Annotated in this window: 20 protein-coding genes; 10 read left to right on the top strand and 10 right to left on the bottom strand. The window is 70.6% G+C overall.

The window, feature by feature from the left end; genetic code table 11:
- The 5 genes from folK to pgi all read left to right on the top strand — a co-directional run bounded on the left by folK (window position 1) and on the right by pgi (window position 4,257).
- The gene (gene folK / locus FHR56_RS06365) at window positions 1-501 is read left to right on the top strand and encodes a 2-amino-4-hydroxy-6-hydroxymethyldihydropteridine diphosphokinase (RefSeq protein ID WP_343160750.1); all 501 of its coding nucleotides are present in this window, start codon (window positions 1-3) and stop codon (window positions 499-501) included.
- Window positions 502-532: 31 nt separating this feature from the next.
- Complete coding sequence (panB, locus tag FHR56_RS06360; RefSeq protein ID WP_160946598.1) at window positions 533-1,351, top strand: 3-methyl-2-oxobutanoate hydroxymethyltransferase; 819 nt, start codon at window positions 533-535, stop codon at window positions 1,349-1,351.
- A complete protein-coding gene (gene panC / locus FHR56_RS06355) occupies window positions 1,348-2,190 on the top strand; it encodes a pantoate--beta-alanine ligase (protein ID WP_160946599.1) in 843 nt (280 codons plus the stop codon). The genes panB and panC overlap by 4 nt, the downstream gene beginning before the upstream one ends.
- Before the next feature lie 175 nt (window positions 2,191-2,365).
- Window positions 2,366-2,746: an aspartate 1-decarboxylase gene (gene panD / locus FHR56_RS06350; RefSeq protein ID WP_160946600.1), complete on the top strand. Its 381-nt coding sequence runs from the start codon at window positions 2,366-2,368 to the stop codon at window positions 2,744-2,746.
- Window positions 2,743-4,257, top strand: a complete 1,515-nt coding sequence (gene pgi, locus FHR56_RS06345; protein ID WP_160946601.1) for a glucose-6-phosphate isomerase — start codon at window positions 2,743-2,745, stop codon at window positions 4,255-4,257. The genes panD and pgi overlap by 4 nt, the downstream gene beginning before the upstream one ends.
- Before the next feature lie 79 nt (window positions 4,258-4,336).
- Here the strand turns inward: pgi and FHR56_RS06340 are convergent, their stop codons facing one another.
- Window positions 4,337-6,316 carry an alkaline phosphatase PhoX gene (locus tag FHR56_RS06340; RefSeq protein WP_160946602.1) on the bottom strand — a complete coding sequence of 660 codons (1,980 nt, stop codon included), beginning with the start codon at window positions 6,314-6,316 and terminating at the stop codon, window positions 4,337-4,339.
- 468 nt (window positions 6,317-6,784) lie between these two features.
- On the opposite strand from FHR56_RS06340, the gene FHR56_RS06335 reads away from it, so the two are divergent.
- Entirely contained in the window at window positions 6,785-9,325 is a 2,541-nt protein-coding gene (locus FHR56_RS06335; RefSeq protein WP_345776735.1) for an exo 1,3/1,4-beta-D-glucan glucohydrolase, read from the top strand.
- Between the two features lie 105 nt (window positions 9,326-9,430).
- Window positions 9,431-10,993 carry a sodium/sugar symporter gene (locus FHR56_RS06330; protein ID WP_160946604.1) on the top strand — a complete coding sequence of 521 codons (1,563 nt, stop codon included), beginning with the start codon at window positions 9,431-9,433 and terminating at the stop codon, window positions 10,991-10,993.
- Window positions 10,994-11,021: 28 nt separating this feature from the next.
- Here the strand turns inward: FHR56_RS06330 and FHR56_RS06325 are convergent, their stop codons facing one another.
- From FHR56_RS06325 to FHR56_RS06315, 3 genes are all read right to left on the bottom strand, one after another.
- Window positions 11,022-12,812 carry a sensor domain-containing phosphodiesterase gene (locus FHR56_RS06325; protein ID WP_184502441.1) on the bottom strand — a complete coding sequence of 597 codons (1,791 nt, stop codon included), beginning with the start codon at window positions 12,810-12,812 and terminating at the stop codon, window positions 11,022-11,024.
- 72 nt (window positions 12,813-12,884) lie between these two features.
- Window positions 12,885-13,451, bottom strand: coding sequence for a response regulator transcription factor (locus FHR56_RS06320; protein WP_160946605.1), 567 nt, complete (start codon window positions 13,449-13,451; stop codon window positions 12,885-12,887).
- Window positions 13,448-14,671, bottom strand: coding sequence for an ATP-binding protein (locus tag FHR56_RS06315; protein ID WP_184502440.1), 1,224 nt, complete (start codon window positions 14,669-14,671; stop codon window positions 13,448-13,450). Before FHR56_RS06315 ends, FHR56_RS06320 begins: the two co-directional genes overlap by 4 nt.
- A 124-nt stretch (window positions 14,672-14,795) precedes the next feature.
- On the opposite strand from FHR56_RS06315, the gene ispG reads away from it, so the two are divergent.
- Both ispG and FHR56_RS06305 read left to right on the top strand, forming a co-directional pair.
- The gene (ispG, locus tag FHR56_RS06310; protein WP_160946607.1) at window positions 14,796-16,061 is read left to right on the top strand and encodes a flavodoxin-dependent (E)-4-hydroxy-3-methylbut-2-enyl-diphosphate synthase; all 1,266 of its coding nucleotides are present in this window, start codon (window positions 14,796-14,798) and stop codon (window positions 16,059-16,061) included.
- The gene (locus FHR56_RS06305; RefSeq protein WP_160946608.1) at window positions 16,042-16,752 is read left to right on the top strand and encodes a phosphatase PAP2 family protein; all 711 of its coding nucleotides are present in this window, start codon (window positions 16,042-16,044) and stop codon (window positions 16,750-16,752) included. Before ispG ends, FHR56_RS06305 begins: the two co-directional genes overlap by 20 nt.
- Before the next feature lie 107 nt (window positions 16,753-16,859).
- On the opposite strand, the gene FHR56_RS06300 is transcribed toward FHR56_RS06305, so the two are convergent.
- Entirely contained in the window at window positions 16,860-17,990 is a 1,131-nt protein-coding gene (locus FHR56_RS06300) for an NAD(P)/FAD-dependent oxidoreductase (RefSeq protein WP_160946609.1), read from the bottom strand.
- A gap of 35 nt (window positions 17,991-18,025) precedes the next feature.
- Here FHR56_RS06300 and FHR56_RS06295 point away from each other — a divergent pair, with 35 nt between their 5' ends.
- Complete coding sequence (locus FHR56_RS06295; protein WP_202406923.1) at window positions 18,026-18,475, top strand: MarR family transcriptional regulator; 450 nt, start codon at window positions 18,026-18,028, stop codon at window positions 18,473-18,475.
- Between the two features lie 64 nt (window positions 18,476-18,539).
- Here FHR56_RS06295 and FHR56_RS06290 read toward each other — a convergent pair whose 3' ends face one another.
- From FHR56_RS06290 to FHR56_RS06270, 5 genes are all read right to left on the bottom strand, one after another.
- Window positions 18,540-19,706, bottom strand: a complete 1,167-nt coding sequence (locus FHR56_RS06290) for a TPM domain-containing protein (RefSeq protein WP_184502439.1) — start codon at window positions 19,704-19,706, stop codon at window positions 18,540-18,542.
- A 2-nt stretch (window positions 19,707-19,708) separates the two neighbouring features.
- Window positions 19,709-20,398, bottom strand: coding sequence for an aspartate/glutamate racemase family protein (locus FHR56_RS06285; RefSeq protein ID WP_160946611.1), 690 nt, complete (start codon window positions 20,396-20,398; stop codon window positions 19,709-19,711).
- A gap of 131 nt (window positions 20,399-20,529) precedes the next feature.
- A complete protein-coding gene (locus FHR56_RS06280) occupies window positions 20,530-21,438 on the bottom strand; it encodes a DMT family transporter (protein ID WP_343160747.1) in 909 nt (302 codons plus the stop codon).
- Window positions 21,432-22,475: a UDP-N-acetylmuramate dehydrogenase gene (gene murB, locus FHR56_RS06275; protein ID WP_160946612.1), complete on the bottom strand. Its 1,044-nt coding sequence runs from the start codon at window positions 22,473-22,475 to the stop codon at window positions 21,432-21,434. The genes FHR56_RS06280 and murB overlap by 7 nt, the downstream gene beginning before the upstream one ends.
- The gene (locus FHR56_RS06270; protein ID WP_160946613.1) at window positions 22,472-23,527 is read right to left on the bottom strand and encodes a quinone-dependent dihydroorotate dehydrogenase; all 1,056 of its coding nucleotides are present in this window, start codon (window positions 23,525-23,527) and stop codon (window positions 22,472-22,474) included. The genes murB and FHR56_RS06270 overlap by 4 nt, the downstream gene beginning before the upstream one ends.

Raw genomic sequence — 23,527 nt, 5'->3', positions numbered from 1 at the left:
GTGGTGGAGACGCCGGTCCAGGCCTGCATCGGCCTGGGCGGCAACCTCGGCGACGCCGCGGCGACCCTGCGCGCGGCCCTGGCCGCGCTCGACACCCTGCCGCAGACCCGCCTGCTGCGCGCCTCGCAGCTGTACCGCAGCCCGGCCTGGGGCCGCGAGGACCAGCCGGACTTCATCAACGCCGCGGCGCTGCTGACCACCACGCTGCCGGCGCCGGACCTGCTGCAGGCGCTGCTGGACTTGGAGGCGCGCCACGGCCGCCAGCGCCTGCCCGGCGAACGCTGGGGTCCGCGCACCCTGGACCTAGACCTGCTGCTGTACGCGCAGGCGGTGATCGACCTGCCCGGGCTGCAGGTGCCGCATCCGTTCCTGCACGAGCGTGCCTTCGTCCTTCTGCCGCTCGCCGAGATCGCCGCGGAGGCGGTCATTCCGGGGCATGGAACGGTGCGTGACGCCCGCGACCGCATCGAAACCGGCGGGATCGCGCCAATCGGTAGATAATGCTCGGCTCATTACCGCAGCACATGAGCTTATGAGCAGCCACGCCGACAGCAAGCCCTGGACCGTCCCCGCCCTGGCCGAGGCCAAGCGCCGCCAGCAGAAGCTGGTGATGCTGACCGCGTACGACGCCGGCTTCGCGCGGACCTTCGACGCCAACGGCGTGGACCTGATCCTGATCGGCGACTCGCTGGGCATGGTGGTGCAGGGTCACGACTCGACCCTGCCGGTGACCGTGGACGACATCGCTTATCACACCGCCGCGGTGGCGCGGGTGCTGCAGCGGGCGCTGCTGGTGGCCGACCTGCCGTTCCAGTCCGATGCCACCCCCGAGCGCGCGCTGGACGCGTCGACCCGGCTGCTGCAGGCCGGGGCGGAGATGGTCAAGCTGGAGGGGGCCGGCCACAAGCTGGAGGTGATCCGCTTCCTCAGCGAGCGCGACATCCCGGTGTGCTCGCACCTGGGCCTGACCCCGCAGTCGGTGCTGACCTTCGGCGGCTACAAGATCCAGGGCCGCGAAGAAGCCGCCGCGGCCAGGTTGCTCGCCGACGCCAAGGCGGTCGCCGCGGCCGGCGCCGCGCTGCTGGTGCTGGAATGCGTGCCGTCGCCGCTGGCCGCGCGGATCACCGCCGAGATCGACATCCCCACCATCGGCATCGGTGCCGGCCCCGAGTGCGACGGCCAGGTGCTGGTGATGCACGATTTCCTCGGCCTGGACAGCGGCCACCGCCGCCCGCGCTTCGTCAAGGATTTCCTGGCCGAGGGCGGTTCCATCGCCGGCGCCGCGCGCGCCTACGCCGACGCAGTACGCGCCGGCACCTTCCCCGACGCCGAACACGCCTACGCCAAATGATCGAGACCGTCACCGACCTGGCGCGACTGCGCGCCGTCGTCACCGGCTGGAAGCGGCAGGGCCTGCGCGTGGCCTTCGTGCCGACCATGGGCAACCTGCATGCCGGGCATTTCTCGCTGGTGATGCTGGCGCGGCAATACGCCGACCGCGTGGTCTCCAGCGTGTTCGTCAACCCGACCCAGTTCGGCCCGAACGAGGATTTCACCCGCTACCCGCGCACCCCGGAAGCCGACACCAGCGGCCTGGAAGGCGCCGGCTGCGACGTGCTGTGGCTGCCGACGGTGGAGAGCATGTACCCGCTGGGCGTGGAACTGGCGCTGCGCATGCACACGCCCGGCGTCAGCGAAGTGCTGGAGGGTGCCTGCCGACCCGGCCATTTCGACGGCGTCTGCACCGTGGTCGCACGCCTGTTCAACCAGGTGCAGCCGGACCTGGCCGCGTTCGGCAAGAAGGACTACCAGCAACTGGCGGTGATCCGGCAGATGGTCGCCGACCTGGCGTTCCCGATCGAGATCCTGGGCGGCAGCATCGTGCGCGAGGCCGACGGCCTGGCGATGAGCTCGCGCAACCAGTACCTGTCGGCCGAGGAGCGGCCGCGCGCGGCGCAGATCCACCGCACCCTGCGGGCGATGCGCGACGGTCACCTGGCCGGGCGCCCGCGCGCGCAGGTGGAGGCGGACGCGACCGCGCAGTTGCAGGCGGCCGGCTTCGAGGTCGACTACAGCGTGCTGCGTGCGCCCGACCTGAGCGAGCCGCAGGACGACGGTACCGGCCCGCGCGTGGCGCTGATCGCCGCGCGCCTGGGCCGCACCCGGCTGATCGACAACCTGGAATTCTGAGCAAGCGGCCGCGGTCGCCGTCGTCGTAGGAGCGGCTTCAGCCGCGACCGGGCTTTCCCGCGACCGCCTGTCGCGGCTGAAGCCGCTCCTACGACGGTCTGAGGCCGCCCCTCACCACCGCCACCTAACCCTCGGCTGCTAAACTGCGCGTCTTTCCTGACCGCAGTCCCGCCCCATGCAACTGAGCCTGTTGAAGACCAAGATCCACCGCGCCACCGTCACCCATTCCGAGCTGAACTACGAAGGCTCGATCGCCATCGACGGGCTGCTGCTTGAGGCGACCGGCATCCGCGAGTTCGAGCAGGTGCACATCTGGGACGTGACCAACGGCGCGCGGTTCAGCACCTATGCGATCCGCGCCGACGAGGGCAGCGGCATCATCTCGCTCAACGGCGGCGCCGCGCGCCACGTGCAGGTCGGCGACCTGATCATCATCGCCGCCTTCGCCGGCATGAGCGAAGAGGAAGCCGCGCGCTTCCAGCCGACCCTGGTCTACGTGGACGGCAACAACAAGATCACCCACACCAACCACAGCATCCCAAAGCAGGCCGCATGACACAGTCCACCGGTTTCGACGCACTGCATTCCCACGCCCAGCGCTTGCGCGGGGCGCGCCTTCCCGACCTGCTGGCGGCCGAACCCGGCCGTGCCGAGACGTTGGCGCTGCAGGTCGGACCGCTGTACTTCAATTTCGCGCGGCAGAAGTACGACCGCGCCGCGCTCGACGCGCTGCTGGCGCTGGCCGCCGAGCACGACCTGGCCGGCGCCTTCCAGCGCCTGTTCCGCGGCGAAACGGTCAACGTCACCGAAGGCCGCGCCGCGCTGCATACCGCGCTGCGCGGCGACCTCACCGGCGCGCCGGTGGCCAGCCAGGCCCACGCCAGCGCCCGCGAGGTGCAGCAGCGCATGCGCGCGCTGATCGACGCCCTGGCGCAGACCGAGGTCACCGACATCGTCAGCGTCGGCATCGGCGGCTCCGATCTCGGCCCGCGCCTGGTCGCCGACGCGCTGCGTCCGGTCGCCGGCGCGCGTTTCCGCGTGCATTTCGTCTCCAACGTGGACGGCGCGGCGATGCAGCGCACCCTGGCCACGCTGGATCCGGCGCGCACCGCCGGCGTGCTGATCTCCAAGACCTTCGGCACCCAGGAAACCCTGCTCAACGGCCAGATCCTGCGCGACTGGCTGGGCGGCAGCGAGCGCCTGTACGCGGTCAGCGCCAACCCCGAGCGCGCCGCCAAGGCTTTCGACATCGCCGCCGGCCGCGTGCTGCCGATGTGGGACTGGGTCGGCGGCCGCTACTCGCTGTGGTCGGCGGTGGGCTTCCCGATCGCGCTGGCGATCGGCGCCGACGCGTTCGAACAGTTGCTTGAAGGCGCCGCGCAGTTCGACGAACACGCCCTGACCGCGCCGCTGGAGCGCAACGTGGCCGTGCTGCATGGCCTGACCACGCTGTGGAACCGCAACCTGCTGGGCTACGCCACGCAGGCGGTGATGACCTACGACCAGCGCCTGGCGCTGCTGCCGGCCTACCTGCAGCAACTGGTGATGGAAAGCCTGGGCAAGCGCGTGCGCCTGGACGGCAGCCCGGTCGAGGCCGACACCGTGCCGGTGTGGTGGGGCGGCGCCGGCACCGACGTGCAGCACAGCTTCTTCCAGGCGCTGCACCAGGGCACCAGCATCGTGCCGGCCGATTTCATCGGCTGCATCCGCAACGACGATCCGTACACCGTCAACCACCAGGCGCTGCTGGCCAATCTGCTGGCGCAGACCGAGGCGCTGGCGAACGGGCAGGGCAGCGACGATCCGGCCCGCGACTATCCGGGCGGCCGCCCCAGCACCCTGATCCTGCTCGACGCGCTGACCCCGCAGGCGCTGGGCGCGCTGATCGCGATGTACGAGCACAGCGTGTACGTGCAGTCGGTGGTCTGGGGCATCAACGCCTTCGACCAGTTCGGCGTCGAACTGGGCAAGCAACTGGCCAGCCAGTTGCTGCCGGCGCTGCAGGGCGAGTCCACCGAGGTCGCCGACCCGGTCACCCGCGCGGTGTTGGCGCACTTGCAGGGCTGAGCGAGAACGTACCCGGTCGCGCGAGCCAAGGCGGCTCGCGCGATCGGCTCGCGCAATCTCTTGGACGCCGTGCGGCGTCCTATGCGTCGTCCAGGCGCGCATCGTCCAGGCGCAACCCGACCGGGTCGCCGGTGAGGTAGCCCACCGCGGCGCCGTAGCGATCCTTGTAGTTGGCGCGGATCAGCGGATCCAGCTGCGCCTTGACCTTGTCGTGCAGCGGGCTTTCCCAGTCGCCGGGATGCTGGAAGTTGCTCATCACGTAGGTCCAGCCATGGATCTCGTCGACCGCGTGCAGGCCGGTGGATTCGGCGCCGGCAGGCACCGACAGCAGGCGCGACAGCTTGCCGGTATCGACGTTGTAGGCCCACAGGAAGTTGTTAACGTGCATGGCGCTGTCCTCGCCGATGAACAGCGTGCGCAGGCGTTCGGAGAACTTGATGTTGTCCGGATTGGCGATGCGCTCCGGGTCGGCCAGATTGCCCAACGCGTCGGCCGCGGGCAAGTCGCGCCCCACCAGCGCGGGCGGCGCGCTCATCGACACCGGCACCCACTCGCTGCGGATCGGCTGGCCGAGATGGTCGCGCTGGCCGCCGCGTAGCGGCAGCGCATAGATCGCGCCGGCGGTCGGGCCTTCCACGCGGATGTCGCCGGAGCCGTCGAGCATGCTGCCCTGGATGTAGGACATCGCCGAGTAGGCGATGCGGTCGCGGGTGTCGACGGTGGTGCCCTCCATCTTGGTGAAGCCCAGGCTGCCGCCGACCAGCGCGGCGTAGCGATGGGTTTCAAGAAAGGCGGCGGCCTGTTCCATGCCCGGTCGCAGCCGTATCCAGTTGAAGCCGCCGCTGTAGGGAATGCGGGTGTAGCCGGGGCCGCCCGGATCGCGCGTGGCCACGTCCATGATGTCGCCGATGCGCAGCACGTCGGCCATCGCCTCGATCTCGTCGCTGCTGGCGCTGCCCAGGCGGATCCAGTCCAGCGTGGCCGCGCCGGGACCGCTGGCCGAGCGTTGCCGCCACTTCGCCACGTACAGGGTGCCGCTGGACAGGTCGCAGTCGCGATCGGCGACGAACAGGAACAGGCCGCCGTTGCTGGCGTCGTCGCCCATCAGCACGGTGCGCCGGTCCGGCATCACCTGCACCAGTTCGTGCGAGATGCGGCCCAGGCAGTAGTGCTTGCGGATGCTGCCGCTGCCGTCGGCGTGCACGGTCACTTCCGGCAGGTGCCCGTAGTGATAAGGATTGGCGCGCGTGGCGTCGCCGTAGAGGTGTTCGCTGAAGCGCTGGAACTGGGTGTTGCCGGCGATGCTGGCGGCATCGGGTTCGTATTCCTCGCTGGACAGGTGCGTGTTCCAGGGCGAGAGGCTGGCGCCGCAGGTGGTCCACAGGCCGTGCACCGCCGAGGTGTCGACGTTGTGGTACTTGACCAGGCGCAGGTGGCCGCTGCGCGGGTCCTGGTCCAGGGTCAGCACCGCGATCGGCGCCGGCAGCTGGCGGTAGGTGCCGTTGCCGGCGAGATCGCGCGTGGTGTACTCGAACTGCACCACCGCGAACACCGTGTTGCCGCGCACGCCAGGGACGTGCGCATGCGGCAGGGCCAGCAGCGACGAGCCATCGGGACAATCGGAGAAGAACGGCCGTTCGCTGCCCGGGACCGAGCGATCCAGGATCGGCCGGTTGTGGATGTCGTAGTAGCCGCCGGCCAGCACGGTGCCGCCGGCGCCGTCGGGCACCTGGTCGCCGGTCATGAAGAACGGGCGGTAGGCCAGGGCGTAACGCTGTCGGCTGCCGTCGTGCAGGGTCACCTCGACATGCGAGCGCACGCTGGTGGTGGCCATCGCCGCCGGCTCGGCCAGCGACGGCGCCGCCATGCCGTCGAAGCTGACCGCGCGCACGCGCGATCGCGGCGGGCGGCTTGGCCGCGGCGGGGGCTGGGGCGGCAGACGCGCGGCCGCAGGGTCGCTCGCCAACGCGGCGGCGGAAAGACTGCCCAGCGGCAGCAGCGAGGTGCCGGCCAGCAGGCGCAGGGCGCGGCGGCGACCGGAATCGGGGAGGTGCGACATCGGGGGACTCTCCAGAACGGGCGGGATACCGGTCACTCCCCCTCGGTGCCGGCGCGGTCCAACCTAGGCGCGCTTGGTGACATGCGTTTGAAACCTGCGAGCGCGTGCGGCCGGCGGCGGCCGCGTCGAATGCAGCTGCGCCTTGCGCAGTGCGCGCTGCGGTCAATATTGCGGCGCAGCAAACGTCGTCGCGGCGGGTGGCGCCGGCGAGCGCCGGCAACGACCCGGATGTGGCCCCCGCACAAGCCAAGCCGGTATTCCATCGCTATAGCGTCAACCGATATCCCGCTGGCATTGGGGCATACCTCGCATCGCGGTTGACAGGCTTGGGGCGATTCGGGAAGCGTAGGCGCCGGCCGCACTTCGGCGTGGGCGGTCCGGCCGCGACATGGCATGCGTTCGCCGTTCCTCGGAGGGAGTCTCTTGCATACACAGCCTTCTGGCGCGACCGCGCCGCTTCGCACTGCGCTGGCCGCGGCCGCTGCGCTGGGCCTGCTGGCCCTGGTCGCGGCGGTCCCGGGCCGTTCGGTCCCCGCCGTGGCGGCCGCTGCGCCGCCGCCGATCCACCCGGATCGTTGGCCGTCGCCGGCCTGGCCGCTGAAGGAGGATCCGGCGCTGGAGGCGCGCATCACCAAGCTGATGGCGCAGATGTCGGTGGAGCAGAAGGTCGGGCAGACCGTGCAGGGCGACATCGGCAGCATGACCCCGGAGGACGTGCGCAAGTACCACATCGGCTCGGTGCTGGCCGGCGGCAATTCCGATCCCGGCGGCAAGTACGACGCCAGCCCGGCGCAGTGGCTGGCGCTGGCCGATGCCTACTACGCGGCGTCGATGCAGACCGACGGCGCCGGCCCGGCGATCCCGATCATCTTCGGCATCGACGCGGTGCACGGGCAGAGCAACATCGTCGGCGCTACGCTATTCCCGCACAACATCGGCCTGGGCGCGACCCGCGACCCGGAACTGATGCGCAAGATCGGCGAGATCACCGCCGCCGAGACCCGCACCACCGGCATGGAGTGGACCTTCGCCCCGACCGTGGCGGTGCCGCAGGACGACCGCTGGGGCCGCACTTACGAAGGCTATTCGGAGTCGCCCGAGGTGGTGGCCAGCTACGCCGGCAAGGTGGTCGAGGGGCTGCAGGGCGTGCCCGGCACGCCGGGTTTCCTGGACGGGTCGCATGTGATCTCCTCGGTCAAGCACTTCCTCGGCGACGGCGGCACCACCGACGGCAAGGACCAGGGCGATACCCGCATCAGCGAACAGCAGCTGCGCGACATCCACGGCGCCGGCTATCCGCCGGCGATCGCCGCGGGGGCGCAGACGGTGATGGCCTCGTTCAACAGCGTCAACGGGGTCAAGATGCACGGCAACACGGTCATGCTGACCGACGTGCTGAAGGGGCAGATGCACTTCGGCGGCTTCGTGGTCGGCGACTGGAACGGCCATGCCCAGGTCCCGGGCTGCCGCAAGGACGACTGCCCGGCCGCGTTCAACGCCGGCGTCGACATGCTGATGGCGCCGGACAGCTGGAAGGGCGTGTACGAGAACGCGCTGAAGGCGGTGAAGTCGGGCCAGATCCCGATGGCGCGGCTGGACGATGCGGTACGGCGGATCCTGCGGGTGAAGCTGCGCCTGGGCCTGTTCGAGGCCGGCAAGCCGTCGCAGCGTCCGCTGGGCGGCAAGTTCGCATTGCTGGGCGCGCCCGAACACCGCGCGGTGGCGCGGCAGGCGGTGCGCGAATCGCTGGTGCTGCTGAAGAATCAGGGGCAGCTGCTGCCGCTGAAGCCGCAGATCAAGCTGCTGGTGGCCGGCGACGGCGCCAACGACATGGGCAAGCAGGCCGGCGGCTGGACCCTCAACTGGCAGGGCACCGGCACCAAGCGCGCCGACTACCCCAACGGCACCACCATCTGGGAAGGCCTGCAGCAACAGGTCAGCGCCGCCGGCGGCAGCGCCGAATTGGCGGTGGACGGCAAGTTCGCGACCAAGCCGGACGTGGCGGTGGTGGTGTTCGGCGAACATCCCTACGCCGAATTCCAGGGCGACGTCGCCACGCTGCTGTACAAGCCCGGCGACGACAGCGATCTGGACCTGATCAAGTCGCTGAAGGCGCAAGGCATCCCGGTGGTGGCGGTGTTCCTGAGCGGGCGGCCGCTGTGGGTGAACCGCGAGATCAATGCCGCCGACGCCTTCGTCGCGGCCTGGTTGCCCGGCTCGGAAGGCGGCGGCATCGCCGACGTGCTGCTGCGCAAGCCCGACGGCAGCGTGCAGTACGACTTCCACGGCAAGCTGAGCTTCTCCTGGCCGCGCACCGCGGTGCAGTTCGCCAACAACGTCGGGCAGAAGAACTACAACCCGCAGTTCGCCTTCGGCTATGGCCTCACCTATGAAGACAAGGGCGATCTGAGCCGCCTGTCCGAGGTGTCGGGCGTGTCCGGCGCGCAGGCGGTGGGCGGGGTGTACCTGGACCGCGGCAAGCCGGCGACCGGCATCAACCTGATCCTGTTCGGCGGCGCCCAGACCAACCTGCCGGCGGCGACCTTTCCGGCGGCGCTGGCCGACGGATCGCTGAAGGTCACCGCTATCGACTATAAGGCGCAGGAGGATGCGCGGCGCTTCGTCTGGTCCGGCAGCGGCAAGTCCGGGTTGGCGCTGGTGTTGCCCAAGCCGCTGGACGTCTCGCGCGAGAGCAATGGCGACGTGCAACTGATCCTGACGTTGAAGGTGGACGCGGCACCCAGCGCAGCCGCGCGCATCGGCGTGGCCTGCGGCCACGACTGCGGCGCGCGCGTGGACCTGGGCAAGGCCTTGGCCGCGCTGCCCAAGGGCGAGTGGCGCACGCTGGGCGTACCGTTGAAGTGCTTCGCGGCGGGCGGCGCTGACCTGACCCGGCTGGAGCGTCTGCCGGAGATCGAGAGCGACGGCGCACTGGACCTGGCGCTGTCGCGGATCGCGCTGGGCAGCAGCAACGAGGCGCAGAGCGTGGTCGACTGCCCGCTGCACTGAGCGGCGGCGCAGGCGGCGAACGGGTTTATCGAACGAGCGGCGCCGCCCACGCGGGCGGCGTCATGGACAACGGTGCGACAGGGCTGCGGCCCGTAGGAGAAGGCAGTGGGGTTGGCGACGTTGGATGTGGCGATCGTGGTGGTCTACCTGGCGGGCATCTTCCTGCTCGCGCAATGGGTTTCGCGGGAGAAGGCGGGGCACCGCAAGAGCGCGGAGGATTACTTCCTGGCCAGCAAGACCCTGCCGTGGTGGGCGATCGGCGCGTCGCTGATCGCGGCGAACATCTCCGCCGAGCAGATCATCGGCATGGCCGGCTCCGGCTATGCGATCGGCCTGGCGATCGCCTCCTACGAGTGGATGGCGGCGCTGACCCTGCTGATCGTCGGCAAGTTCTTCCTGCCGATCTTCCTGCGCAACGGCATCTACACCATGCCGCAGTTCCTGGAACAGCGCTACGGCAAGTGGATCCGCACGCTGATGGCGGTGTTCTGGCTGCTGCTGTACGTGTTCGTCAACCTGACCTCGATCCTGTGGCTGGGCTCGATCGCGGTGAGCCAGGTCACCGGCATGGACCAGACCCTGGCGCTGGCGCTGATCGGCGTGTTCGCGCTGGTCTACCAGCTGTACGGCGGGCTGAAGGCGGTGGCGCTGACCGACATCGTCCAGGTCACCCTGCTGGTGCTGGGCGGCCTGCTGGTCGCCGGGCTGACCCTGTCGCGGATCGGCGACGGCGCCGGCGTGCTCGCCGGCTTCCGCCACCTGTGGAACGCGCACCCCGAGCACTTCCACATGATCCTGTCCAGGGACAACCCGTTCTACAAGGATCTGCCGGGCCTGAGCGTGCTGCTCGGCGGCCTGTGGGTGATGAACATCAGCTACTGGGGCTTCAACCAGTACATCATCCAGCGCGCGCTGGCGGCCAAGAACATCGGCGAGGCGCAGAAGGGCATGGTGTTCGCTGCCTTCCTGAAGCTGCTGATGCCGGTGGTGGTGGTGGTGCCGGGCATCGCCGCGGTGGTGCTGGCGCCGGACCTGGCCAAACCCGACCAGGCCTACCCGACCATGATGCAGCTGCTGCCCAGCGGCATCCTCGGCCTGGTGTTCGCCGCGCTGGTGGCGGCGATCGTGGCCTCGCTGGCGTCCAAGATCAATTCGGTGGCGACCATCTTCACCCTGGACTTCTACGCCAAGTTCCGTCCGCAGGCCGACCAGCCGCAGTTGGTGCGGGTCGGCCGCGTGGCCGCGGTGACCTCGGTGCTGATCGGCATCCTCACCGCGCGGCCGCTGCTGGGCAATTTCGACCAGGGCTTCCAGTTCATCCAGGAGTTCACCGGCTTCTTCACCCCGGGCGTGGTGGTGATCTTCATGCTCGGCCTGTTCTGGAAGCGCGCCAACGAGGCCGGCGCGCTGACCGCGGCGATCGGCTCGGTGCTGCTGTCGTTCGCGCTGAAGAAGCTGTGGCCGGAACTGCCGTTCATGGACCGCATCGGCCTGGTGTTCGTGCTGTCGCTCGTTGCGGCGGTGGTGGTGTCGCTGCTGACCCCGCAGGCGCCGGCGCGCGACCTGATCCGCACCGACGACGTGCGCTACGGCACCACGCTCGGTTTCAAGCTCGGCGCCGCCGCGGTGATCGCGATCCTGGTGGCGCTCTACGCGGTGTTCTGGTGAGCCACGGGCGGGCCGTGGCGCGGTGCGCTCAGGCGTCGTCGCCCTGCCACGGCTCGGCCAGCCAGGCGTCCAGCGCCTCGGCCGTCATCGGCCGCGCGATCCAGTAGCCCTGGCCTTCGTCGCAGCCCCAGTCGCGCAGCATCCGGTACACGGTTTCGCTCTCGATGCCCTCGGCCACCACCTGCTGGCCGAAATCGTGGCCGAGATGGATCATCGACGGCACCAGCATGCCGTCGCTGCGGCTGTCGGGCAGGGCACGGATGAACGACTGGTCGATCTTCAGCGCGCTGGCCGGGATGTTCTTCAGATAGCCGAGATTGCTGTAGCCGGTGCCGAAGTCGTCGATGGCGATCTTCACCCCGAGCGCGCTGATCTGCTGCAGCTGTTCGGCCACCCGCTGCGGATCGCGGATCATCGCGCTCTCGGTGAATTCGATCTCCAGCGCCCCCGGGGCCAGCGCATGCTGTTGCAGCAGCGCCTGCAGCCGGAGGATGAAATCGACCTGCTCCAGGTCCACCGCCGACACGTTCAGCGAGACGCTGAAGCGATAGCCGCGCTGTTGCCACTGCGCCGCCTGGGCGATGCCGGTGCGCAGCACCCAGGCGGTGATCCGGCTCATCAGCGCGGTCTTTTCCGCCAGCGGGATGAAGTCGTTCGGCGCCACCGCGCCCAGCAACGGATGCTGCCAGCGCAGCAGCGCCTCCACGCCCACGCATTCGCCGCTGCGCAGGCTCACCCGCGGCTGGTAGTGCAGGCTCAGCTGGCCCTGCGCCTCCAACGCCTCGGGCAAGGCGGCCAGGATGCGGAAGGCATTGCGCTGGTTGGCGTCGTGATTGCGCTCGTACAGGCTCCAGCGCTGCCCGCGCTGGCGCGCCATGTCTACCGCGGTGGTCAGCGAGCGCACCGTATGGTTGGCGCTGAGCGCCCCGTCCAGGCGCACCGCGCCCAGCGAGGGGCTGGCCGCATGCGGGATGCCCTGGTGGTCGATCGCCGCGGCGAAGGCGTCGCAGACGTGCTCGCACCAGTACTCCAGATGCGCTGTGTCGCTGCCTTCCATGATGAACACGAAGGTGGTGGTGTCGATGCGGTACAGCGGCAGGCCGTTCAGCGCCTGGCGCAGGCGATCGCGCGCGGCCAGCAGATAGCCCTCGGCGTACTCCCAGCCCAGCGCCTTGACCATGTCGCGGAAGTACTCGATGCCGCACACGTCGATCGCCACCGCGGTGTCGTGCTGGTCCGCGCTCTGCAGCGACAGCCACATGGTCAGGTCGTCGTTGAAGCGGCTGCGGTTGGGTAGGCCGGTCAGGGCGTCGACGAAGCCGCTGTTGCGCAACGTGTCGATGCGCACCATCAACAGGTCGCGCAGGTCCTGCAGGGTGCGGCGCGCGACCTCGTCGAACTCGTGGCGCGGCTCGCTGTCGATCACGCACAGCGTGCCGAGGCTGGCACCGTCGGCCATCAGCAACGGTGCGCCGGCGTAGAAACGGATGAACGGCGGGCCGGTGACCAGCGGGTTGTCGCGAAAGCGCGGATCCTGGCGCGCATCGGGCACCACCATCAGCTCCGGGCTGTGGATCGCGTAGGCGCAGAACGCCTGGCTGCGCGGTGTCTGTGCCGCCTCCAGGCCGACCCGGGACTTGAACCACTGGCGCTTTTCGTCGATCAGCGAGACCAGCGCGATCGGCACCCGCAGGTAGCGGGACGCCAGCTGCGTGACCAGGTCGAAGACCTGGTCGGCCGGGGTATCCAGCAGGCAGAGCTGGTGCAGGGCGCTGAGCCGTTGCGGCTCGTCCAGCAAGGCGGGCGGAGATTTCAACATACCGAGTTAGCGGCCCGGCGCCGGGGGACTTGAGCGCCAGGCCCGGGCGCGGTTCAGGCCGCGCCGCGCGGCTCAGCGCGGCGGGTCGCGCTGCGGGCTGGGGCGCTTGGCCAGCTTGCGTTGCAGCGACCGGCGGTGCATGCCGAGCAGGCGCGCGGCCGCGGAGACGTTGCCGCCGGTCTCGTGCATGGCCTGCTGGATGTGTTCCCACTGCAGGCGGCTGAGCGGAGTCATCGCGTCCGGCACGTCGCTGCCGTCCTCGTCTTCCTCCTCCTCGGCCTCCAGGCCGATCGCGCGCAGGATCATCGGCACGGTGGCCGGCTTGGGCAGGTAGTCGTCGGCACCGAGCTTGATCGCCTCCACCGCGGTGGCGATGCTGGCGTAGCCGGTGACCAGCAGGATGCGCATGTCGGCGCGGATCGCGCGCAGCGGCTGGATCAGCGCCAGGCCGGATTCGTCGCCGAGCTTGAGGTCGATCAGCGCATAGTCCGGCGGCGTTTCGGCGGCCAGCGCCAGCGCGGCGGCGGCGCTGTCGGCGGTACGCGTGTCCAGGCCGCGGCGGGCGAGGGTGCGCTGCAGGGTGCGCAGGTACAGCGGATCGTCGTCGACCAGCAGGCCCAGCGGGGTGTCGGTGTTCATGCGGAGGTCTCCAGGGCGAGCAGCGGCAGGCGGAAGCCGACCCGGGCGCCGTGGTCCGGCGCCGGCTCGGTCCACAGCTCGCCGCGCAGGCGTTCGATGGTCGCATGCGACAGCGCCAGGCCCACGCCCATGCTCTCGGGCTTGCCGCTGCGGAACAGGGTGGCCGGCAGGCCGACCTGGTTGGCGTCGAAGCCGCCGCCGTAGTCGCGCACTTCGCCGACCAGTTCGCTGCCAGTGACGCGCACGTTCAGGTCCACCTGCGGGTGGCCGGCGCGTTCGCCGGCGTCGGCGGCGTTGTTCAGCAGCACCTGCAGCAGGTGGCCGATGGCGCTTTCCATGCGCAGTTGCAGCGGCGCGTCGTCGTTGCGGCGCAGGCGCACGGTGGGCCGCACCAACTGCCACTGGTGCAGCACCTGCGCCAGTGACACGGTCTGCCCGCCTGCGCGCTGCGCCGGCGCGGCCAGCGCCAGCACCCGCTCGCGGCACTGCACCAGCAGTTCGCGCAGGGTGTCCAGGTCCTCGCGCAGTTCCGGCTGGTCGCTCTGTTCGGCGATGTCGTCGGTGAGCAGGGTCATCGTCGCCAGCGGCGTGTTCAGTTCGTGCGCCACCGACGCGGCATGGGTGGCCAGGGCGACGATGCCCTCGTTGCGGGTGAAGCGCTCGCGCAGCAGCGCCAGCTCGCGCTCGCGTTCGCGCATGGCGATCGCCAGGCGGGTGGAGAACACCAGCACCACCACCGTGGACAGCAGGAAATTGGCCGCCATTCCCCAGCGCTGCAGGTCCAGCGCCTGGTAGGGGCCGTGCGGCAGCGGCAGGCCGAACAGCGCGCTGACCGCGTAGCCGGCCACGCAGGCCAGCGCGACCGCCAGCGCCCAGCGCAGCGGCAGGGCCAGCACCGCCAGCGCGATCAGCACCAGGAACAGCGAGCCGAAGGCGTTGCCGATGCCGCCGCTCCAGCCGACCATCCAGGTCAGCACGGTCACGTCGACCAGGATATGGCCGAAGGCGGTGGCGGGTGCGGCCGAGTCGGCATGGCGCAGGCGCAGTTGCGCGTACAGGTTGAACAGCGCCAGCACCGCCACGCCGGCCCACAGCGGCGCCTGCGGCAGCGGCAACTGCAGCGGCCAGGTCGCCACCAGGATCGTCGCGGCCTGGCCGGCGGTGGCCAGCCAGCGCAGGCTGCACAGGGTGCGCAGGAAGGAGGCATCGGTGGAATCCATGCTGCGCATCGTATGCGCTGGGCCCGGGGCCTGCCTGCGACAAACCGTCGCAGCGGCGCCGCCTCGCTGAATCGCCGGTGCCGGCGCGTGCGGCAGGATGCGCCGCGCAGGCTAAAATGGGCGCATGTACGACGCCGTCAGCCGCCCCACGCCTCCCGCCGACGCCGCGCCCTGGGCGCGCCGTCTCACCCAGCCGGTCCGCATCGGCGGCGTCACCATGGGCGGCGGCAAGCCGGTGGTGGTGCAGTCGATGACCAATACCGACACCGCCGACGTCGCCTCCTCGGTCAAGCAGGTGGCCGACCTGTGGCGCGCCGGCTCGGAACTGGTGCGCCTGACGGTCAACAATCCCGAGTCGGCCGCGGCGATCCCGCGCATCGTCGACAAGCTGCGGATGATGGGCATCGAGGTGCCGCTGATCGGCGACTTCCACTACAACGGCCACCAGCTGCTGGCCGCCGAGCCCGCTTGCGCCGAGGCGCTGGCCAAGTACCGGATCAATCCCGGCAACGTCGGCTTCGGCAAGAAGAAGGACACCCAGTTCGCGCAGCTGATCGAATTCGCGCTGAAGTACGACAAGCCGGTGCGCATCGGCGCCAACTGGGGCTCGCTGGACCAGGCACTGGCCGCGCAGCTGATGGACGAGAACTCGCGGCGCGAGGTGCCGTGGGATGCCGGCCGGGTGCTGCGCGAGGCGCTGATCCGCTCGGCGCTGGATTCGGCCGAGCGTGCGGTGGAACTGGGCCTGGGCCGCGACCGCATCGTGCTCAGCTGCAAGGTCAGCGGCGTGCAGGAGCTGATCGCGGTGTACCGCGACCTGGCGCAGCGCTCGGACTTCGCCCTGCACCTGGGCCTGACCGAGGCCGGCATCGGCAGCAAGGGCATCGTCGCCTCCAGCGCGGCGCTGGCGGTGCTGCTGCAGGAAGGCATCGGCGACACCATCCGCATCTCGCTGACCCCGGAGCCGGGGCAGTCGCGCACGCAGGAAGTGATCGTCGCCCAGGAACTGCTGCAGACCACCGGCCAGCGCGCCTTCACCCCGCTGGTCACCGCCTGCCCGGGCTGCGGCCGCACCACCTCCGAGTTCTTCCAGGAGTTGGCCAAGGTGGTGCAGAATCACGTCCGCGCGAAGATGCCGGAGTGGAAGGTGACCCATCCCGGCGCCGAAAGCATGACCCTGGCGGTGATGGGCTGCGTGGTCAACGGGCCGGGCGAGTCGCGCCACGCCAACATCGGCATCTCGCTGCCCGGCACCGGCGAGGCGCCGGCCGCGCCGGTGTTCATCGACGGCGAGAAGAAAGTGACCCTGCGCGGCGAGAACATCGCCCACGAGTTCGTCGCGCTGATCGACGACTACGTCGAACGCACCTATGTCCGCCGCACCGGGTGAGTCCGCCGCCGAGGCGGCCGGACTGCGCCGCTGGCTGCGGCGCAATGCCTGGCGCGTGATCCTGCTGTTCGCCGGGGTGCTGCTGCCGTTGGGCGTGTTCGTGGCCCTGGCCGACGAAGTGCATGCGCTGGAAGACCTCTACTTCGACGAGCCGCTGTTGTGGAGCATGCGCGGCCTGACCAGCCCCGGCTGGGACCGGTTCTTCACCGTGGTCACCGATGCCGGCTACCAGTACGGCGTGATCCCGCTGGACACGCTGATCGTGCTGGTACTGCTGGGCCTGCGCCGTTGGCGCGAGGCGCTGTTCGCGGCGCTGTCCTTCATCGGTTCGGCGCTGCTGAACATGGGCGCCAAGCAGTTCTTCCAGCGCGACCGGCCCAGCCTGTGGGAGTCGATCGCGCCGGAGCACCACACCTTCAGTTTCCCCAGCGGCCACGCGATGGGCTCGATGACCCTGGCGGCGGTGCTGATCGCGCTGAGCTGGCGCACCCGCTGGCGCTGGCCGGTGCTGTGGCTGGCCGGCAGCTTCACCCTGCTGGTCGGGGTGTCGCGGGTGTACCTGGGCGTGCATTACCCCTCGGACATCCTCGGCGGCTGGAGCGCGGCGCTGGTGTGGGTGGTGGGGCTGTACCTGCTGCTGTTCCGCGGCGAGCGCCGCCCGCGCTGGCGCGCACGGCGGCTGGCGAGCTGACGCGCGGCAGCGCGATCGCGGCGCTGTGACCCATGGCGTCGCACCGCCGGACACCGCGGGCTGCGCGTCGCTTGGCGCGCGCGCCAAGCAGCCGCAAGGCGTGGCACTCACGCGCCCGGGGGCGCTGCGTCGGGGAACATCTCGGCAAACCCGTCGCGGCACAGCGAGGCGAACCCGGCGGCACGGTCGAGCATCGCCACTTCCCAGCGTTGCATCGCGTCGCGCCAGTCCGCGGCGCCGACCAGGGCTTCGGCGAGCTCGGCGGCGTCGAGCATGGCCAGGTTGACGCCGACCCCCAGCGGCGGCATGACATGCGCCGCATCGCCGACCAGCGCCAACCCGCTGCGGTGCGGCCAGCGCAGTCCCGGCGGCAAGGCCACGATCGGGCGCATGGCGGCGATGCGGTCCGCATCGGCGATCAGTCGCCGCAACGTCGCCGACCAGCCATCGAAGCGCGCCAGCAGGGCGGGCTTGTCGATGCCCTGCAAGGCGGTGTCCGGCCAATCGCCGTGTTCGGGGCCGGTGCGGAAGGCGGCATAGACGCGAATCGTCCCGCCGCCGTTGCGTTGCGCGATGATGCCGGTGGGGCCGTGCAGCGCGAACATCGTGCCGTGCCCGACCAGCGCGGCGCTTTGCGGATGCCGGGTATCCACCTCGGACAGCCACAGTTCGACGAAGGTCACGCCGGTGTACGCCGGGACCACCGGGGTCACTGCGCTGCGCACGCGCGACCAGGCGCCGTCTGCGCCGATCACGATGTCGAAGGCGGGCGTGAGGCCGTCTTGCAACTGCAAGCGGTAGCCCCCGGTGCGGTTGCCGATCACGTCGGTCACCTTGCTGTCCCAGCGGATGGCGGTGCCATCGGTCGCTTCCAGCAGGAGTCGGCGCAACACGAGGCGGTCGATCTCCGGGCGATCGCCGGTTCCCGGAAGCGGCACTTCCTCGCGCAGGACGGCACCGGTGGCGTGGTCCAACGATCGCTGTTCCTGGTCCTCGTAGCGCGCAATCGCCTTGAACCGCTCCAGCAGCCCGGCCTTGTGCAGGGCCAACTGGCCATCTTCCGGGTGCAGGTCGAGCGTGCCGCCTTGGTCGCGCGCCTCCAGCGAGGCGTCGCCTTCGAACACCGAGACCGCCCAACGATGGCGGTTTAAGATGGCCGCAGCCGTGAGTCCGGCGGGGCCGCCACCGACGATCGCGACGCTGGGTTGGGTTGAGCGGGTTGGAGTGGGGCTGCGCATGGACGCCACCTTATAGATACATAGGATCCTATGCAATGCCTGACGCGCCTGCCGAGTGGACGCCGCATGCCATGCCGACGTTGGTGGTCGGTCGCCTGGCGCGCCTGCTGCTCAAGCTGAGCGACGAGCGGCTGCGCCTGGCCGGCATCACTGCGGCGCAGCTCCCGGTGCTGGTGGCGTTGAAGCACGGCGAGCAGCGCACGCAGGGCGAACTGGCCCGAATGGCCGGCGTCGAACAGCCGAGCATGGCGCAGTTGCTCGCGCGCATGGAGCGCGACGGACTGATCAAGCGCGAACGCGCGGCCGCGGACAAGCGCAGCGCGGCGATCTCCCTGACCGACCAGGCACTCGCGCTGCTGGAACCTGGCCGCGAGGCCTTGCGCGGCGTCGACCAGCAGGTCTGCGCCGGCCTGCAGCCGGAGGAGCAGCAACTGCTGCTCGGCTTGCTCGAGCGCATGATCGCCAACGCCGGATCCGCCGACTGATCCCCGGCGCCAGTCGTGTCGCCGGTCGCCTGAGGATGCGGGGCGCTAACGCGCCGCCCGCCGCCTACCAGCTCGAACTCGCGCCGCCGCCACCGGAGCTGCCGCCGCCGGAGGACGAGCTACTGCTGGAGGACGAGGAGGAGGACGAGGACGATCCTGCGGACTCGGCCGCGGCGCGTTCCCTGGCGGCCTGATGGGCGTAGTAGCTGGCGGTGTAGGCGAACACCCCGGGCGCGGTCTCGGCGATATGGCCCTTGCGGATCAGTGCATTGCGCCGCCGCGTGAGCGCCCGCAGGAAGCGGCTGTAGCGCTGCGGCGAGCGATAGCGCTGCGCGGCGATGACCAGGGTCAGTACCAGGATCAGCAGTTCCAGCGCCAGGAAGATCACCGTCATCGTCATCGACCTGGCCGACAGCAGTATCACGAAGATGCCGGGGTTGGCGCTGAGGAACAGGCGAATGAACCACGCCCAGAAACCGCCACCTGCGGTGTCCTGGACCAGTTCCTCGGGCTGGGCCGACAGGCGCGGGTGCCGTCGCAGCAGACGCCTGCGCAGGACGCCGGTCCAGGCACTGCGCAGCGGCAGCAGCAGCCAGATCAGCACCAGCAGGCCCGCCCAGGCGATGGCGCCGCGCCGCCAGTGCATGCCGTCGTCGGCCGGTTGCGCCAGTTCGGCGACGGCCTCGGGATCCTGCGTGGCGGCGCGGCCCATGAAGTCGAACGCGGCGACGATCGCGTCGGCGGTGTCGCCCTGACGCAGGCGCGGCGCCAGGTAGTCGTCCAGCGCGTGCCGGGCGACCACGTCGGGCAGCACGCCTTCCAGCCCGTAGCCCACTTCGAAGCGCGAACGCCGGTCCTGCATCGCCAGCACCAGCAACAGGCCGTTGTCCGTCCCTTTCTGGCCAAGCTGCCAGGTGCGGAAGGCGCGTTCGGCCAGGCGCTCGATCGGCTCGTCCTGCAGCGACGGCACGATGTAGACCGCGCCCCAGATGTGCTGGCGCTCGCGCAGGCGCTGCAGTGCCGCGTTGATCCGCTGGGTGTCGTCCGCGCTGAGGGTGCCGGCGGGATCGACCACGTTCGGCGTGTACGGCGGAATGGCGACGGCGCAGCGGCCGAGCGCCGGCCACAGCAGCAGGGCCAGGACCAGCAGGGCGCCGCGCCGGAACGGCGCCCACGCGCGCGCAGCGTCGACATCGCGGTGCGGGACAAGGGCAGGGGGCTGATTGCGCATCGCTAGGCCAGGCTGTGCAGCGCGGCGGCGCGCGCATGCAGTGCGGTCGTGTCGAACAGCGGCATCGCCGCGTCGGTGGGGCCGATCAGCAGGGAAATCTCGGTACAGCCCAGGATCACCGCCTCCGCGCCCTGCGCCTGCAGCGCCGCGATCACCTCCTGGTAGCGCAGCCGCGACGGCGCAAGCACCAGGCCCTGGCACAGCTCTTCGTAGATGATGCGGTGCACGTCCTCGCGCGCCGGCGCGTCCGGGATCAGCACCTCGAAGCCGCGCCGCTGCAGCCGTTCGCGGTAGAACGCCTGTTCCATGGTGAAGCGGGTGCCGAGCAGGCCGACGCGGGCGATGCCGGCGGCCTGCAGCGCATCGGCGGTGGCGTCGGCGATATGCAGCAGCGGCAGCGGGACCGCGGCGGCGATCGCGTTGGCGACGCAGTGCATGGTGTTGGTGCACAGCACCAGGAAATCGGCGCCGCCGGCCTGCAGCGCGCGCGCCGACGCCGCCAGGGCGGCGCCGGCCGCATCCCAGTCGCCGTCGCGCTGGTACTGCGCGATCTCGTGGAAGTCCACGCTGTGCAGCAGGATCCTGGCCGAGTGCAGCCCGCCCAGGTGTGCGCGGACCGTCTCGTTGATGTGCCGGTAGTAGGGCAGGGTGGATTCCCAGCTCATGCCGCCGATCATGCCGATGGTCTTCATCGTGCGTCGCCTGCCGTGGTTGCGCGTGCGCGAGGATGGTAGCGGCATCGGCCGCGTGCAGCGACCGCGCGCGGCGGCCGTGCCGGCGACTGCCACGACGCCGGAGCGTGGCGCGGCGTCATGCGCGGTGCTCAGGCGTCCAGCGTCGGCGGGGTGCCGGCGCCGGCGCGCACTGCACGCCGTGCCAGCACGGCCTCGCGGTGGGCGATATAGGCGTTGGCGCTCAGGATCACCAGCGCGCCCAGCACGGTGCCGCCGTCCGGGGTCTCGTCGAACAGCCACCAGCCGAACAGCGCCACCAGCGGCAGTTGGGTGAAGCTGATCGGGGTCAGCGCGGAGACCTCGCCGAGCCGCAGCGCGTGCGTCCACAGCAACTGGCCGAGCGTGCCGAACAGGCCGGTTGCCAGCAGCCACAGCCAGTCGATGCCCTGCGGCCAGCGCCACACGAACAGCGCCGGCAGCAACGACATCGGTACCCAGAACGCATAGGTGTAGAACACCACCGTGTTGGCGTCGTCCACCCGCGCCAGTTGCTTGATCTGGATCGCGACCAGCGCGCTCATCACCGCGGCCAGCACCGCCACCAGCGTGCCGGGACTGAACGCGGCGACGCCGGGGCGCACGATCAGCAGCACCCCGGCGAAGCCGCACAGCACCGCCAGCCAGCGCCGCAGGCGCACCGTCTCGCCCAGCCACAGGGCCGCGGCCAGGGTCGCGAACAGCGGGGTGGAGTAGGACAGGGCGATCGCCTGCGACAGCGGCAGGTGGCCGATCGCCCAGAACCCGGCCAGCATCGACACCAGGCCGATCGCGGTGCGCAGCAGGTAGCGCGGCAGTTGCGCGGTGCGCGGCAGCGGCCGGCCCGGGCGCAGCAGCATCGGCAGCAGGAACAGCAGGCCGAACAGGTTGCGGAAGAAGGCGATCTGCAGCGTGGACAGGTGTGCCGAGGCCAGCCGGATCGCCACCACCATCAGCCCGAAGGCCATCGTACTGGCCAGCATCAGCAGCGCCGCGCGCAGCGGCGTGGGCGCGCTTACCACTGCGCGCCGACGATGCGCGGTTCCGGCTCCAGGATGACGCCGAAGCGCTCGCGCACCGAGGCGGTGATGCGCCGCGCCAGGTCGAGCAGCTCGGCGCCGCTAGCCTGGCCATGGTTGACCAGCACCAGCGCATGCGCGGCGGACACGCCGGCGTCGCCGTCGCGGTAGCCCTTCCAGCCGCAGGCCTCGATCAGCCAGGCTGCCGACAGCTTGCGCTGGCTGTCGTCCTCGCCCGGGAATACCGGCAATGCCGGGAACTCGTGCTGCAATGCCAATGCCTGTTCCAGCGGCAGCAACGGGTTCTTGAAGAAGCTGCCGGCGTTGCCGAGCACGTCCGGGTCGGGCAGTTTGCGCCGGCGGATGTTGATCACCGCCTGGGCCACGTCCGGCGCGCCGGGCGTGGCGATGCCCATCGCCTGCAGTTCCTCGCCGATGCCGGCGTAGTCCAGGCGCAGCGCGTGCAACCGCGGCAGGTTGAACTCCACCGCGGCGATCAGGTAGCGGTCGGGCTGGCGCTTGAACAGGCTGTCGCGGTAGCCGAACTCGCAGGCGGCCGCGTCCAGCCGCACGAAGCGCGCATCGGCACGGTCGTAGGCTTCGACCACGTGCACGAACTCGCCCATCTGCGCGCCATAGGCGCCGATGTTCTGGATCGGTGCGGCGCCGACCGTGCCCGGGATCAGCGCCAGGTTCTCCAGGCCGGACAGGCCCTGCGCCAGCGACCACATCACCAGTTCGTGCCAGCCCACGCCGGCGCCGGCACGGACGATGGCGTAGTCGGCGCGGTGCTCCAGGGTGTCGATGCTGCGGTTGGCGAAGCACAACACCACCCCGGGCGCATCGCCGGCGAACAGCATGTTGCTGCCGCTGCCCAGCGGCAGCAGCGCAGCGCCGGCCAGTTCCGGCGCCAGCAGCGCCTCGGGCAGCGCCTCGGGCGCGAAGATCTGCAGCAGCCACGGCGCCTGCGCGGCGACGTGGAAGGTGTTGAGCGCCTGCAGCGGCGCCTGCGCGGTGAGCGACCAGGCCGTCGTGCTCATGGGACGACCACGTCCCCGCGGCTGGGCGCTTCGCGGCGCCGGCGCATCGCCTCCACGCACTCGCCGATCAGTTCCGGCCCGCGGAACACCAGCCCGCTGTAGCACTGCACCAGCGCCGCGCCGGCGGCCATCTTCGCCACCGCGTCGGCCCCGGACAGGATGCCGCCGACGCCGATCAGCGGGATGTGTTCGGGCAGGCGCGCGCGCAGCCGGCGCAGCACCAGGGTGGACTGGCCCAGCAGCGGTGCGCCGGACAGGCCGCCGCTTTCCGCGCCCAATGGCTCGTGCTCCAGGCCGGGGCGGGCAACCGTGGTATTGGTGGCGATCACGCCGTCCACCTGCAGGTCCGACAGCACCCGCGCCGCCGCGTCGATGTCGCTGTCGCTCAGATCCGGCGCCACCTTGACCAGCATCGGCACGCGCTTGCGGTGGCGCGCGGCCAGCGCTTCCTGCGCCTCGCGCAGGCGCGCGATCAGCTGCCGCAGCGCCTGTTCTTCCTGCAGTTCGCGCAGGCCGGCGGTGTTGGGCGAGGAGATGTTGACGGTGACGTAGTCGGCCAGCGCATAGACCTTCTCCAGGCAGTGCAGGTAATCGGACGCGGCGTCTTCGTTCGGCGTGTCCTTGTTCTTGCCGATGTTGATGCCGAGCAGGCCGCGCCGGCGCCGCGCGCGCTCGACGTTGCGCACCAGCGCGTCCACGCCCAGGTTGTTGAAGCCCATGCGGTTGATCACCGCCTGCTGCCGCGGCAGGCGGAACATGCGCGGCAGCGGATTGCCGGCCTGCGCGCGCGGGGTGACCGTGCCGATCTCGACGAAACCGAAGCCCAGCGCCAGCAGCGCATCGATGTGTTCGCCGTTCTTGTCCAGGCCCGCGGCCAGTCCGACCGGATTGGGGAAGTCCAGGCCGAAGGCACGCGTGGGCATCGGCGCGATCGTGCGCGCCAGCAGCGGGTTGGTGCCGGTGCGGTAGGCCAGTTCGATCGCGCGCAGGCCCAGGGCGTGGGCGCGCTCGGCATCGAAGGCGAACAGGAACGGTCGGGCGAGGGAATACAT

Source organism: Xanthomonas sp. F10 (genome assembly GCF_014206815.1).
GTDB classification, from domain to species: domain Bacteria; phylum Pseudomonadota; class Gammaproteobacteria; order Xanthomonadales; family Xanthomonadaceae; genus Xanthomonas_A; species Xanthomonas_A indica.
This window is presented reverse-complemented; position numbering and strand designations above follow the sequence as displayed.

Coding starts and splice junctions, on each gene's coding strand:
- panB (WP_160946598.1), top strand. CDS start 533: ATGAGCAGCCACGCCGACAGCAAGCCCTGGACCGTCCCCGCCCTGGCC.
- panC (WP_160946599.1), top strand. CDS start 1,348: ATGATCGAGACCGTCACCGACCTGGCGCGACTGCGCGCCGTCGTCACC.
- panD (WP_160946600.1), top strand. CDS start 2,366: ATGCAACTGAGCCTGTTGAAGACCAAGATCCACCGCGCCACCGTCACC.
- pgi (WP_160946601.1), top strand. CDS start 2,743: ATGACACAGTCCACCGGTTTCGACGCACTGCATTCCCACGCCCAGCGC.
- FHR56_RS06340 (WP_160946602.1), bottom strand. CDS start 6,316: ATGTCGCACCTCCCCGATTCCGGTCGCCGCCGCGCCCTGCGCCTGCTG.
- FHR56_RS06325 (WP_184502441.1), bottom strand. CDS start 12,812: ATGTTGAAATCTCCGCCCGCCTTGCTGGACGAGCCGCAACGGCTCAGC.
- FHR56_RS06320 (WP_160946605.1), bottom strand. CDS start 13,451: ATGAACACCGACACCCCGCTGGGCCTGCTGGTCGACGACGATCCGCTG.
- FHR56_RS06315 (WP_184502440.1), bottom strand. CDS start 14,671: ATGGATTCCACCGATGCCTCCTTCCTGCGCACCCTGTGCAGCCTGCGC.
- ispG (WP_160946607.1), top strand. CDS start 14,796: ATGTACGACGCCGTCAGCCGCCCCACGCCTCCCGCCGACGCCGCGCCC.
- FHR56_RS06305 (WP_160946608.1), top strand. CDS start 16,042: ATGTCCGCCGCACCGGGTGAGTCCGCCGCCGAGGCGGCCGGACTGCGC.
- FHR56_RS06300 (WP_160946609.1), bottom strand. CDS start 17,990: ATGCGCAGCCCCACTCCAACCCGCTCAACCCAACCCAGCGTCGCGATC.
- FHR56_RS06295 (WP_202406923.1), top strand. CDS start 18,026: ATGCCTGACGCGCCTGCCGAGTGGACGCCGCATGCCATGCCGACGTTG.
- FHR56_RS06290 (WP_184502439.1), bottom strand. CDS start 19,706: ATGCGCAATCAGCCCCCTGCCCTTGTCCCGCACCGCGATGTCGACGCT.
- FHR56_RS06285 (WP_160946611.1), bottom strand. CDS start 20,398: ATGAAGACCATCGGCATGATCGGCGGCATGAGCTGGGAATCCACCCTG.
- murB (WP_160946612.1), bottom strand. CDS start 22,475: ATGAGCACGACGGCCTGGTCGCTCACCGCGCAGGCGCCGCTGCAGGCG.
- FHR56_RS06270 (WP_160946613.1), bottom strand. CDS start 23,527: ATGTATTCCCTCGCCCGACCGTTCCTGTTCGCCTTCGATGCCGAGCGC.